The organism is Massilia phyllostachyos (genome assembly GCF_021044825.1).
Classification (GTDB): Bacteria; Pseudomonadota; Gammaproteobacteria; order Burkholderiales; family Burkholderiaceae_D; genus Telluria; species Telluria phyllostachyos.
In genome coordinates this window covers 177,284-189,224 of record NZ_JAJNOC010000008.1, presented here as the reverse complement: position 1 = coordinate 189,224, position 11,941 = coordinate 177,284, and the positions used below count along the sequence as shown (strand labels likewise).

Annotated in this window: 13 protein-coding genes and 1 tRNA gene; all 14 read left to right on the top strand. The window is 63.6% G+C overall.

Annotation, left to right across the window (positions count from 1 at the left end; all coding sequences use genetic code 11):
• Positions 1 to 103: 103 nt before the first annotated feature.
• The 14 genes from LQ564_RS20690 (at position 104) to nuoI (ending at position 11,940) form a co-directional block, all read left to right on the top strand.
• Positions 104 to 562 (top strand): hypothetical protein, encoded by a 459-nt coding sequence (locus LQ564_RS20690; RefSeq protein WP_231059997.1) that lies wholly within the window; start codon positions 104 to 106, stop codon positions 560 to 562.
• 57 nt (positions 563 to 619) lie between these two features.
• Positions 620 to 1,600: an NAD(P)H-quinone oxidoreductase gene (locus tag LQ564_RS20685; protein ID WP_231059996.1), complete on the top strand. Its 981-nt coding sequence runs from the start codon at positions 620 to 622 to the stop codon at positions 1,598 to 1,600.
• Between the two features lie 96 nt (positions 1,601 to 1,696).
• The gene (gene tpiA, locus LQ564_RS20680) at positions 1,697 to 2,446 is read left to right on the top strand and encodes a triose-phosphate isomerase (protein ID WP_231059995.1); all 750 of its coding nucleotides are present in this window, start codon (positions 1,697 to 1,699) and stop codon (positions 2,444 to 2,446) included.
• A gap of 59 nt (positions 2,447 to 2,505) precedes the next feature.
• A complete protein-coding gene (gene secG / locus LQ564_RS20675) occupies positions 2,506 to 2,997 on the top strand; it encodes a preprotein translocase subunit SecG (protein WP_231059994.1) in 492 nt (163 codons plus the stop codon).
• A gap of 234 nt (positions 2,998 to 3,231) precedes the next feature.
• Positions 3,232 to 3,316, top strand: a tRNA-Leu gene (locus LQ564_RS20670).
• Positions 3,317 to 3,502: 186 nt separating this feature from the next.
• Entirely contained in the window at positions 3,503 to 3,862 is a 360-nt protein-coding gene (locus LQ564_RS20665; protein ID WP_231059993.1) for an NADH-quinone oxidoreductase subunit A, read from the top strand.
• A gap of 3 nt (positions 3,863 to 3,865) precedes the next feature.
• On the top strand, positions 3,866 to 4,342 hold the full coding sequence (locus tag LQ564_RS20660) for a NuoB/complex I 20 kDa subunit family protein (RefSeq protein WP_020654624.1): 477 nt from the start codon (positions 3,866 to 3,868) through the stop codon (positions 4,340 to 4,342).
• Between the two features lie 15 nt (positions 4,343 to 4,357).
• Positions 4,358 to 4,951, top strand: coding sequence for an NADH-quinone oxidoreductase subunit C (locus LQ564_RS20655; RefSeq protein WP_231059992.1), 594 nt, complete (start codon positions 4,358 to 4,360; stop codon positions 4,949 to 4,951).
• Positions 4,951 to 6,204, top strand: coding sequence for an NADH-quinone oxidoreductase subunit D (locus LQ564_RS20650; protein WP_231059991.1), 1,254 nt, complete (start codon positions 4,951 to 4,953; stop codon positions 6,202 to 6,204). The genes LQ564_RS20655 and LQ564_RS20650 overlap by 1 nt, the downstream gene beginning before the upstream one ends.
• 14 nt (positions 6,205 to 6,218) lie before the next feature.
• Complete coding sequence (gene nuoE, locus LQ564_RS20645; protein WP_159703735.1) at positions 6,219 to 6,695, top strand: NADH-quinone oxidoreductase subunit NuoE; 477 nt, start codon at positions 6,219 to 6,221, stop codon at positions 6,693 to 6,695.
• Entirely contained in the window at positions 6,692 to 7,987 is a 1,296-nt protein-coding gene (nuoF, locus tag LQ564_RS20640) for an NADH-quinone oxidoreductase subunit NuoF (RefSeq protein WP_231059990.1), read from the top strand. The genes nuoE and nuoF overlap by 4 nt, the downstream gene beginning before the upstream one ends.
• A 21-nt stretch (positions 7,988 to 8,008) precedes the next feature.
• On the top strand, positions 8,009 to 10,348 hold the full coding sequence (gene nuoG, locus LQ564_RS20635; RefSeq protein WP_231059989.1) for an NADH-quinone oxidoreductase subunit NuoG: 2,340 nt from the start codon (positions 8,009 to 8,011) through the stop codon (positions 10,346 to 10,348).
• A complete protein-coding gene (gene nuoH / locus LQ564_RS20630) occupies positions 10,348 to 11,436 on the top strand; it encodes an NADH-quinone oxidoreductase subunit NuoH (RefSeq protein WP_231059988.1) in 1,089 nt (362 codons plus the stop codon). Before nuoG ends, nuoH begins: the two co-directional genes overlap by 1 nt.
• A 15-nt stretch (positions 11,437 to 11,451) precedes the next feature.
• Positions 11,452 to 11,940 carry an NADH-quinone oxidoreductase subunit NuoI gene (gene nuoI / locus LQ564_RS20625; RefSeq protein ID WP_231059987.1) on the top strand — a complete coding sequence of 163 codons (489 nt, stop codon included), beginning with the start codon at positions 11,452 to 11,454 and terminating at the stop codon, positions 11,938 to 11,940.
• Position 11,941 lies beyond the last annotated feature (1 nt).

The following is an 11,941-nucleotide window of genomic DNA, read 5'->3' as shown; positions in this document are numbered from 1 at the left end:
TTGCCCGGGCCGGGGGATGTTTGCTATGCTGACCCCCTGGCCCTTCAATTCCGGTCGATCCGTCGGACGACGCCAGGCATCCGGCGCTCGGCGAAGGCGGGTCATGCTCACCAAATACAAACTCAACCATGTTGCCGGCGGCCTGATGGGCACCTTCATCAGCCGCTACAACGACTACCAAGGCTACTGGGCGTTCGGCGTGATGGTCCGCGAGCTGCGCGATGGCGGCAATCGGGTGCATCTCGACCTGCTCGCCGGCAGCGCGGAACCGGCCGCGCCGGCCGCGGCCAGCGCGGCGCGCGCCTATGCGGACTATCTGGGCCGCGCGCTGGGGAAGCTGGGTGCGTCGCCATCCGACCTCGCCGAAGCGGGCATGCTGGTCGAATTCGGCTTGCCGGCGGCGGCGCCGGCGCAGCCGTGGCGTGTCATGGCGGGCGATCCGTTCCGGTGCACCTTGCGTCTCGTGGGCCGGGACGGGCGGGTCGCCAGCCGACAGGCGTCCGAGCATTGCATGCCTGTCGACTTGTTCGAAGGCAGGCGCAGCGCGGGTTGGCACGGCTAGACTGCATATCTTTTCCAGCTCCCGTACAATTGCGGTTTTTTCAACACGGGAGCAGCCATGCGCGCCATCGATTTCATGCAGCCGGGCAAGCCGGATGTCCTGCAACTGGCCGACCATCCGACGCCCGTCCCGAAGCCGGGCGAGGTGTTAATCAAGGTGCATGCGGCCGGCATCAACCGTCCCGACGTGCTGCAGCGGATGGGCAAGTACCCGCCGCCACCTGGCGCGTCGCCGCTGCTGGGCCTGGAAGTGGCCGGCGAGATCGTCGACGGCGATGCGGCCAGCGCCGGCCTCAAGCTTGGCGACATGGTCTGCGCACTGGCGCCGGGTGGCGGCTATGCCGAATACTGCGTCGTCCCGGCGGGACATTGCCTGCCGATTCCGCAGGGCCTCACCCCGCTCGAAGCAGCCTCGCTCCCGGAAACCTTCTTCACCGTCTGGACCAACGTCTTCGACCGCGCAGGGTTGTCGCCGGGCGAAACCCTGCTGGTGCAGGGCGGCACTTCCGGCATCGGCGTGAGCGCGATCCAGCTGGCGAGCGCGCTCGGCCACCGCGTGTTCGCCACCGCCGGCTCGGACGACAAGGCGCGCGCCTGCGAAGCGCTGGGCGCCGAACGCGGCATCAACTACAAGACCGAGGACTTCGCCGCCGTGGTGAAAGAGCTGACGGGCGGGAAGGGCGTCGACGTCATTCTCGACATGGTCGCCGGCGACTACATCCCGCGCGAAATCGACTGCCTGGCCGACGACGGCCGCATCGCCCTGATCGCGCTGCTGGGCGGCGCTAGGGCTGAGATCGACCTCGGCCAGGTGCTGCGCCGCCGCCTGCACATCAGCGGCTCGACCCTGCGTCCCCGCACGAACGAGTTCAAGGCCGCGATCGCGCGCAACTTGCGCGAGCGCGTGTGGCCCTTGTTCGAACAGGGCAAACTCAAGCCGGTCATCTACCGGACCTTCCCGCTGGCGCAGGCGGCCGAGGCGCACGCGCTCATGGAGTCGAGCACGCACGTCGGCAAGATCGTGCTGGAAGTGCTGTAAGCGATTGATAAAAAAGGGAAGTGGTGAGCTCAGCCATTGTTTGACCGCCACATATTCGACCGCTAGAATAGCGGGTTAATTTCAACATGGGCTTCTATGCGTCAGAAACTCGTCGTCGGTAACTGGAAAATGAACGGCAGCCGCGCGGCCAATGCCACGCTGCTGAACGGGATTCTCGAGGGATTGCAGGATGCGAAGGCCGCCGCGGCGGTCTGCGTGCCGGCGCCCTACCTGCACCAGTGCCAGGATCTCCTGACGGGAACCGCGCTGGCCTGGGGTGGGCAGGACGTGTCCTGCCAGCAGCCCGGCGCCTATACCGGCGAAGTGTGCGCCTCGATGCTGCAGGATTTCGGTTGCCGCTATGTGATCATCGGCCACTCCGAGCGCCGCGCCTACCATGGCGAGGCGAACGATCTGGTGGCGCGCAAGGTGCAGTCGGCGCTGGATGCTGGCCTGACCCCGATCGTCTGCGTCGGCGAAACGCTGGCGCAGCGCGAAGCGGGGCAGACCATGGACGTGGTTGGCGCCCAGCTGGATGCGGTGCTGGCCCAGGTCGGTCCGGATGCGGTGCACAAGCTGGTGGTCGCCTACGAGCCGGTGTGGGCGATCGGCACCGGCAAGACCGCGACCCCGGCCATGGCCCAGGAAGTGCACGCCGCCCTGCGCGAAAAACTGCGTGTATGCAACGCCGAGGCGGCGGAAAACGTGCTGGTGCTGTACGGCGGCAGCATGAAGCCGGATAATGCGGCGGACCTGATGGCGCAGCCGGACATCGATGGCGGGCTGATCGGTGGTGCAGCGTTGAAGGCGGCGGATTTCCTCGCGATCATCCGCGCTGCGCAATAAGAAATACAAAACACTCTTACAAGCATTTGAAACGTCGTTAACCTGGAAATGGAATTGCAATGAGCACCTTGTTTAATCTGATTATTGTTGTGCAGGTCATTTCGGCCCTGGCCATCATCGGCCTGGTGCTGGTCCAGCACGGCAAGGGCGCCGACATGGGCGCCGCCTTTGGTTCGGGTGCTTCCGGCAGCCTGTTCGGCGCCTCCGGTTCGTCGAACTTCCTGTCGAAGTCGACCGCCGTCGCCGCCGCCATCTTCTTCGCCTCGACCCTGGCCCTGGCCTGGACCAGCACCAACCGCAGCGCCCCGGGCGCCGACGAAGGCGTGATGGGCCGCGTGACCGTGCCGTCGTCGAAGGCGCCGGCCACCGGCATCCCGAGCGACGTCCCGGGCGCGGGCCCGAACGCCGGCGCGGCCACCTCCCCGGCCGTCCCGGTCAACGACATCCCGCAGACCCCGGGCGTGTCGAACCCGGCGCCGAGCACCGCCGCTCCGGCCGCGGCCGCGCCTGCGGCCCCAGCTCCGGCCGCTCCTGCTCCGGCCGGCAAGTAATCGTCCCTCCATCGCGAGCAGGCATCGCACGCCTGTTCGCGATTAGCGGTAGAATGCGCCTCGCTGCGGGGCGGCTCTCCTGCAGAATCTGCTAAATGCTACTCATTCTTATTTGCGCTGCTGTAAAGATTAAAGAGCGTCAAAGAAATGTTTATTAATTGCGTAATTTCCTTGTGATAGCGCAATTTGTGCATTGAAAAGTAGTGCTAAAGCAGGTTAAAATACTGGTCTCCAGCCGACGTGGTGAAATTGGTAGACACGCTATCTTGAGGGGGTAGTGGCGCAAGCTGTGCGAGTTCGAGTCTCGCCGTCGGCACCAAACAATGAAAGAGCCAGCAAGGGCGCATGAGCAAACGCTCTCCTGCCTGAGCTGGCTTTTTTGCGAGGATCAATCGTACGATCCTGGTGGCAACACAAACGGGGTCGCAAGATCACGGGCCAGGATCACGATTCGGCGCTGCACCTCTGCAGTGTTTCTTTAAACGATCGTTCAGATAGGCTTCACGTGAACCTCGAAAATTACTTCCCCGTTCTTCTCTTTATCCTGATTGGCGTCGGCGTCGGCGTCGCTCCCCAGGTGCTCGGCCGTCTGCTCGGCCCGCACCGTCCCGACGCGGCCAAGCTGTCCCCGTATGAATGCGGCTTCGAAGCCTTCGAAGACGCGCGCATGAAGTTCGACGTTCGCTACTACCTGGTGGCGATCCTGTTTATTTTGTTTGATCTGGAAACGGCATTCTTCTTCCCATGGGGCGTCTCGATGCGCGAACTGGGCTGGACCGGTTTCATCACGATGATGGTGTTCATCGCCGAATTCGTCGTGGGCTTCTGGTACATCTGGAAGAAAGGTGCCCTTGATTGGGAATAAGCCATGGCAATTGAAGGCGTATTAAACGAAGGTTTCATTACCACCACAGCCGATAAGCTGATCAACTGGGCGCGCACGGGATCGATGTTCCCGATGACGTTCGGCCTGGCATGCTGCGCGGTCGAGATGATGCATGTGGGCGCAGCCCGCTACGATCTCGACCGTTTTGGCATTGTGTTCCGCCCCTCGCCGCGCCAGTCCGACGTCATGATCGTCGCCGGCACGCTGTGCAACAAGATGGCTCCCGCGCTGCGCAAGGTGTACGACCAGATGGCCGAACCGCGCTGGGTGATCTCGATGGGTTCCTGCGCCAACGGCGGCGGCTACTACCACTACTCGTACTCGGTGGTGCGCGGCTGCGACCGCATCGTGCCGGTCGACGTCTACGTGCCGGGCTGCCCGCCGACCGCGGAAGCCCTGCTGTACGGCATCATGCAGCTGCAGAACAAGATCAAGCGCACCAACACCATCGCGCGCTAAAAACAGCGAAACACCATGACGACGAAACTCGAAACCCTCCAACTCGCCCTGAAAAACGCACTGGGCGAGGGCGCCGAAGTCAACCAGGCGCTGGGCGAAGTGACCGTGGTGGTCAAGGCCGCCGGCTACATCCAGGCGATGCAGACCCTGCGCGACGACCCGACCCTGCGCTTCGAAGAAATGATCGACCTGTGCGGCGTCGACTACTCGCAGTACGGCGAAGGCACCTGGGACGGCGCCCGCTTCGCGGTGGTCGTGCACCTGCTGTCGCTCGAGCACAACTGGCGCGTGCGCGTGCGCGTGTTCTGTCCGGACGACGACATGCCGCTGGTCGAATCGATCACCCCGATCTGGCGCGCCGCCAACTGGTTCGAACGCGAAGCCTTCGACCTGTTCGGCATCCTGTTCGACGGCCACGGCGACCTGCGCCGCATCCTGACCGACTACGGCTTCATCGGCCACCCGTTCCGCAAGGACTTCCCGATCACGGGCTATGTCGAGATGCGCTACGACCCTGAACAGAAACGCGTGATCTACCAACCGGTGACGATCGAACCGCGCGAGAACATCCCGCGCGTGATCCGCGAAGAAACCTACGGGACGAAATAATGGCTGAGCTTAAGAATTACACCCTGAACTTTGGTCCGCAGCACCCGGCAGCGCACGGCGTGCTGCGTCTCGTGCTGGAACTGGACGGCGAAGTGATCCAGCGCGCCGACCCGCACATCGGCCTGCTGCACCGCGGCACCGAGAAGCTGGCCGAGACCCGCACCTACCTGCAATCGGTCCCCTACATGGACCGCCTCGACTACGTGTCGATGATGTGCAACGAGCACGGCTACGTGCTGGCGATCGAGAAGCTGCTGGGCATCGAAGCCCCGGTGCGCGCGCAGTACATCCGCACCATGTTCGACGAGATCACCCGCATCCTGAACCACCTGATGTGGCTGGGCGCGCACGCCCTCGACATCGGCGCCATGGGACCCTTCCTGTACGCCTTCCGCGACCGCGAAGACCTGTTCGACGTCTACGAGGCGGTGTCGGGCGCGCGCATGCACGCGGCCTACTACCGCCCGGGTGGCGTCTACCGCGACCTGCCGGACCGCATGCCGCAGCACAAGGAATCGCCGATCCGCTCGAAGAAGGCGATCGACGACCTGAACCGCGACCGCCAGGGCTCGGTGCTGGACTTCCTGGAAGCCTTTACCAAGCGCTTCGATGGCTACGTCGATGAGTATGAAACCCTGCTGACCGACAACCGTATCTGGAAGCAGCGTACCGTCGGCATCGGCGTTGTTTCGCCGGAAGACGCGAAGGCGATGGGCTTCACCGGCGCCATGCTGCGCGGCTCGGGCGTGGCCTGGGACCTGCGCAAGAAGCAGCCCTACGCCGCCTACGACAAGATGGAATTCGACATCCCGGTCGGCACCAACGGCGACTCCTACGACCGCTACCTGGTCCGTGTGGAAGAGATGCGTCAGTCGAACCGCATCATCAAGCAGTGTATCGCCTGGCTGCGCGTGAACCAGGGCCCGGTCATGATCGACAATAACAAGATCGCGCCGCCGAGCCGCATGGACATGAAGTCCAACATGGAATCGCTGATCCACCACTTCAAGCTGTTCACCGAAGGCTTCCACGTGCCGGAAGGCGAGGCCTATGCGGCGGTCGAGCATCCGAAAGGCGAATTCGGCATCTACATCGTGTCGGACGGCGCCAACAAGCCGTACCGCCTGAAGATCCGCACCCCGGACTACGTCCACCTGCAGAGCCTCGACGAAATGTCGCGCGGCCACATGATCGCCGACGCAGTCGCGATCATTGGCACCCAGGACATCGTGTTCGGTAGTATCGACCGGTAAGAAGGACAAAGAAAATGTTATCGCAGGAATGCTATAAAAAGATCGATCGCGAGCTGGCCAAGTACCCAGCCGATCAACGCCAGTCGGCCGTGATGGCCTCGCTGGCCCACGCCCAGGTCGAACTGGGCTGGCTGTCGCCGGAAACCATGCAGGAAATCGCCGACTACATCCGCATGCCGGCCATCGCCGTGCAGGAAGTCGCGACTTTCTACAATATGTACAACCTGAAGCCGGTCGGCAAGGCCAAGATCACGGTCTGCACCAACCTGCCGTGCGCCCTGTCGGGCGGCGAGCGCGCCGGCCAGCGCATCAAGGATGCGCTCGGCATCGATTACCGCGAAACCACCGCCGATGGCAAGTTCACCCTGCTGGAAGGCGAGTGCATGGGCGCCTGCGGCGACGCGCCGGTGATGCTGGTGAATAACCACCGCATGTGCTCGTTCATGAGCGACGAGAAGATCGACGCCCTGCTTGAGGAACTGAACAAATGACCAGCCTGCACGACCGTCACATCAATCCGCTGATCCTGAAGGATCTGAACGGCGACAACTGGCACCTCGAAGACTACGTCAAGCGCGGCGGCTACTCGGCCCTGCGCCGCATCCTCGAAGGCGGCGTCACCCAGGAACAGGTCATCGCCGACCTGAAGGCATCCGGCCTGCGCGGCCGCGGCGGCGCCGGTTTCCCGACCGGCCTGAAGTGGAGCTTCATGCCGCGCCAGTTCCCGGGCCAGAAATACCTCGTCTGCAATACCGACGAAGGCGAGCCGGGCACGTTCAAGGACCGCGACATCATCCGCTACAACCCGCACGCGCTGATCGAAGGCATGGCCATCGGCGCCTACGCGATGGGCATTACCGTGGGCTACAACTACATCCACGGCGAGATCTTCCAGGAATACCTGCGCTTCGAAGAAGCGCTGGAAGAGGCGCGCGCCGCCGGCTTCCTGGGCGATAACATCATGGGCTCGAACTTCTCGTTCCAGCTGCACGCGCACCATGGCTACGGCGCCTATATCTGCGGCGAAGAAACCGCGCTGCTCGAGTCACTGGAAGGCAAGAAGGGCCAGCCGCGCTTCAAGCCGCCGTTCCCGGCCTCGTTCGGCCTGTACGGCAAGCCGACCACGATCAACAACACCGAGACCTTCGCTGCGGTTCCGTTCCTGCTGAACATGGGCCCGGAGAACTACATGGCCCTCGGCAAGCCGAACAACGGCGGCACCAAGATCTTCTCGATCTCGGGCGACGTCGAGCGTCCGGGCAACTACGAGGTCCCGCTGGGTACCCCGTTCGCCAAGCTGATGGAGCTGGCCGGCGGTATGCGCGGCGGCAAGAAGATCAAGGCCGTGATTCCTGGTGGTTCGTCGGCGCCGGTGATCCGCGGCGAGGTCATGATGGATACCGACCTCGACTACGATTCGATCGCCAAGGCCGGTTCGATGCTCGGTTCGGGCGCCGTGATCGTCATGGACGAGACCCGCTGCATGGTCAAGTCGCTGCTGCGTCTTTCGTACTTCTACTACGAGGAATCGTGCGGCCAGTGCACCCCGTGCCGCGAAGGCACCGGCTGGATGTACCGCATGGTCCACCGTATCGAGCACGGCAAGGGCCGTCCGGAAGACATGGACCTGCTGAACAACATCGCCTTCAACATCAAGGGCCGCACCATCTGCGCCCTGGGCGACGCCGCTGCGATGCCTGTTGAAGCGATGATCAAGAACTTCCGCGAGGAATTCGAATATCACATCGAGCACAAGCATTGCCTCGTGCCCGCATACCTTTAAACCAGGTCAGGTAACGATCAAATGGTTGAAATTGAATTAGACGGCAAAAAAGTCGAAGTCGCACCAGGTTCCATGGTGATGGACGCCGCAAACAAACTCGGGACCTATATCCCGCACTTCTGCTATCACAAGAAATTGTCGATCGCAGCGAACTGCCGCATGTGCCTGGTCGAAGTCGAGAAGGCGCCCAAGCCGCTGCCGGCTTGCGCGACCCCGGTCTCGCCCGGCATGATCGTGCGCACCCACAGCGACAAGGCTGTCCAGGCGCAGAAGTCGGTGATGGAGTTCCTCCTGATTAACCACCCGCTGGATTGCCCGATCTGCGACCAGGGCGGCGAATGCCAGCTGCAGGATCTGGCCGTCGGCTATGGCAAGAGCGGTTCGCGCTACGCCGAAGAGAAGCGCGTGGTGGCCCCGAAAGAGGCCGGCCCGCTGATCTCGATGGAAGAGATGTCGCGCTGCATCCAGTGCACCCGTTGCGTGCGTTTCGGCCAGGAAGTGGCCGGCGTGATGGAATTCGGCATGGTCGGCCGCGGCGAGCACTCGGAGATCACCACTTTCGTCGGCAAGACCGTCGACTCGGAAGTGTCGGGCAACATGATCGACCTGTGCCCGGTCGGCGCGCTCACCAGCAAGCCTTTCCGTTACTCCGCACGTCCGTGGGAACTGCAGCGCCGCAAGTCGATCGCGCCGCACGACTCGCTCGGCTCGAACCTGATCGTGCAGGTCAAGGGCGGCAAGGTCATGCGCGTGCTGCCGCTGGAAAACGAAGCCATCAACGAATGCTGGATCTCGGACAAGGACCGCTTCTCCTACGTGGCGCTGGACAATGCCGACCGCCTGACCAACCCGATGATCAAGCAGGGTGGCGTGTGGCAGGAGACCGACTGGCAGACCGCGCTGGAATACGTGGCCCACGGCCTGCGTAACATCCGCCACGAGCACGGCGCCGACAGCATCGCCGCTGTCGCGACCCCGCACTCGACGCTGGAAGAACTCTACCTGCTGAACAAGATGACCCGCGGCATTGGCTCGGACAACATCGAGTTCCGCCTGCGCCAGAGCGACTTCGCGCTGGACGGCCAGGTCACCCCGTGGCTCGGCATGCCGATCGCAAACTTCTCGCAACTGAAGCGCGCCTTCGTCATCGGCTCGAACCTGCGCAAGGACCACCCGCTGGTCGCGACCCGCCTGCGCACCGCCACCAAGAGCGGCGCCAAGCTGTCGCTGCTGCAGTCGAGCGACGACGATCTGCTCATGCCGATCGCCAACAAACTGATCGCCGCGCCGACCGACTGGCTGGCTGCGCTGTCGGAAATCGTGTCGGCCGTCGCCGGCGCCAGGAACGTCGCCGCGCCAATGGGCTTCGAGAACGTGGAAGCAGGGGAGGGTGCCCGCGCCATCGCCGCAACCCTGGTTGGTCAAGAGACCCTGGGCGCCGTCCTGCTGGGCAACGCTGCTTCCTACCACCCGCAAGCGTCGAAGATCCACGCTGCTGCGCAATGGATCGCCGAACAGACCGGCTGCTCCTTCGGCTACCTGGTCGACGCCGCCAATACCGTCGGCGGCCACATCGTCGGCGCTACCGGCAAGGGCGAGGCAGTGTTCTCGTCGCCTAAAAAGGCCTACGTGCTGCTGAACGCGGAACCGGAACTCGATGCGGCCAACCCGCAGCAGGCCCGTGCCGCCCTCGACGGCGCCGAAATGGTCGTCGCCATGTCCGCCTTCAAGCACGGCATGGACTTCGCCGACGTGCTGCTGCCGATCTCGCCGTTCAGCGAGACCGCCGGCACCTTCGTGAACTGCGAAGGCCGCGCTCAGAGCTTCAACGGCACCGTGAAACCGCTGGGCGAGACCCGTCCGGCCTGGAAAGTGCTGCGCGTCCTCGGCAACCTGCTGGGCCTGTCGGGCTTCGACTACGAGACTTCGGAATCGATTCGCGACGAAGCCATCGGCAAGGGCAATACCGACCTGTCCGCCAAGCTGAACAACGTCGCGCGCATCGCGCCCACCGCTGGTTCGTATGCGCCTGCCGGCCAGCTCGAGCGTCTGGCCGACCTGCCGATCTACTTCACCGACGCGCTGGCGCGCCGTTCGGAGCCGCTGCAGCGCACCGCCGATGCGAACGCGCCGCTGGTGTCGCTGTCGAAGGCCGTCGCCGAGCAGATCGGCGTCCAGTCGGGCGACCAGGTCCGCGTGACCCAGGGTTCGGGCAGCGCCGTGCTGGTCGCGACCGTGGATGCACGCCTGCCGTCGAACGCGGTGCGCGTCGCCGCCGGCCACCCGGCCGTTGCGACCCTGGGCGCCATGTTCGGTTCGATCAATGTTGAAAAAGCAGTTGCACAAGGAGGCGGCAAATAATGGCAACGCCCGGTTTTATCGATACGCTGAACGCCGGCGGGGCCGACCTCCTCGGCCCGGTCTGGCCGCTGGCCTGGAACATCCTGAAGATCGTGGTGGTGCTGCTGCCCCTGATGGGCCTGGTCGCCTACCTGACCCTGTGGGAACGCAAGCTGATCGGCTGGATCCAGATCCGCGTGGGCCCGAACCGCGTCGGTCCTGGCGGCCTGCTGCAGCCGATCGCCGACGCGGTCAAGCTGCTGCTCAAGGAGATCGTCATCCCGGCCAAGGCCAACCGCGCCCTGTTCGTGATCGGCCCGATCATGACCATCATGCCGGCGCTGGCCGCCTGGGTGGTGGTGCCGTTCGGCCCGCAAGCCGCGCTGGCCAACGTGAACGCCGGCCTGCTGTTCCTGATGGCGATCACCTCGGTCGAAGTCTACGGCATCATCATCGCCGGCTGGGCGTCGAACTCGAAGTACTCGTTCATGGGCGCCATGCGTGCCTCGGCCCAGATGATTTCGTATGAAATCCCGATCGGCTTCGTGCTGGTGGTGGTGCTGATGGTGACCGGCAGCCTGAACATGTCGGACATCGTCGCCAGCCAGGAAATGGGCCGCTTCGCCGACATGGGCGTGAACTTCCTGTCGTGGAACTGGCTGCCGCTGCTGCCGCTGTTCGTGATCTATTTCGTGTCCGGCCTGGCCGAATGTAACCGCCACCCCTTCGACGTGGTCGAAGGCGAATCGGAAATCGTGGCCGGCCACATGGTCGAGTACTCGGGCATGTCCTACGCGATGTTCATGCTGGCCGAATACGCCAACATGATCCTGATCTCGACCCTGTGCGCGATCCTGTTCCTGGGCGGCTGGTCGGCGCCGTTCAGTTTCCTGCAATTCGGCGCCATCGGCGGCTTCTTCTGGCTGTTCCTGAAGATGTTCATCATGGTTTCGCTGATGATCTGGGTCCGCGGCACCTTCCCGCGTTACCGCTATGACCAGATCATGCGCCTGGGCTGGAAAGTGTTCATCCCGCTGACCCTGATCTGGCTGGTGTTCGTCGCCGCCTGGATGCAGACCCCGTGGAACATCTGGACTGCAGTGCAGTAAGGAAGCAAAAAGAAAATGAATCGGATTAAAGAAATTGTCGGCAGCCTGATGCTGTCCGAACTCTTCAAGGGCCTGGCCCTGACCGGCAAGTACGCGCTGTCGCGCAAGATCACGGTCCAGTACCCGGAAGAGAAGACGCCCATGTCGAACCGCTTCCGCGGCCTGCACGCCCTGCGTCGCTACCCCAACGGGGAAGAGCGCTGCATCGCCTGCAAGCTGTGCGAAGCCGTCTGCCCTGCGATGGCGATCACGATCGAGTCGGCGCAGCGCGAGGACGGCACCCGCCGCACCACGCGCTACGACATCGACCTGACCAAGTGCATCTTCTGCGGTTTCTGCGAAGAGTCCTGCCCGGTCGACTCGATCGTGGAAACCCACGTGCTGGAATACCACGGCGAAAAACGCGGCGATCTCTACTACACCAAGGAGATGCTGCTTGCCGTCGGCGACCGCTACGAAGCCGACATCGCCGCCGCCCGTGAGGCGGACGCGAAGTACCGATAAG

Coding starts and splice junctions, on each gene's coding strand:
- nuoG (WP_231059989.1), top strand. CDS start 8,009: ATGGTTGAAATTGAATTAGACGGCAAAAAAGTCGAAGTCGCACCAGGT.
- LQ564_RS20655 (WP_231059992.1), top strand. CDS start 4,358: ATGACGACGAAACTCGAAACCCTCCAACTCGCCCTGAAAAACGCACTG.
- LQ564_RS20685 (WP_231059996.1), top strand. CDS start 620: ATGCGCGCCATCGATTTCATGCAGCCGGGCAAGCCGGATGTCCTGCAA.
- tpiA (WP_231059995.1), top strand. CDS start 1,697: ATGCGTCAGAAACTCGTCGTCGGTAACTGGAAAATGAACGGCAGCCGC.
- nuoE (WP_159703735.1), top strand. CDS start 6,219: ATGTTATCGCAGGAATGCTATAAAAAGATCGATCGCGAGCTGGCCAAG.
- nuoH (WP_231059988.1), top strand. CDS start 10,348: ATGGCAACGCCCGGTTTTATCGATACGCTGAACGCCGGCGGGGCCGAC.
- LQ564_RS20660 (WP_020654624.1), top strand. CDS start 3,866: ATGGCAATTGAAGGCGTATTAAACGAAGGTTTCATTACCACCACAGCC.
- LQ564_RS20690 (WP_231059997.1), top strand. CDS start 104: ATGCTCACCAAATACAAACTCAACCATGTTGCCGGCGGCCTGATGGGC.
- LQ564_RS20650 (WP_231059991.1), top strand. CDS start 4,951: ATGGCTGAGCTTAAGAATTACACCCTGAACTTTGGTCCGCAGCACCCG.
- nuoI (WP_231059987.1), top strand. CDS start 11,452: ATGAATCGGATTAAAGAAATTGTCGGCAGCCTGATGCTGTCCGAACTC.
- secG (WP_231059994.1), top strand. CDS start 2,506: ATGAGCACCTTGTTTAATCTGATTATTGTTGTGCAGGTCATTTCGGCC.
- nuoF (WP_231059990.1), top strand. CDS start 6,692: ATGACCAGCCTGCACGACCGTCACATCAATCCGCTGATCCTGAAGGAT.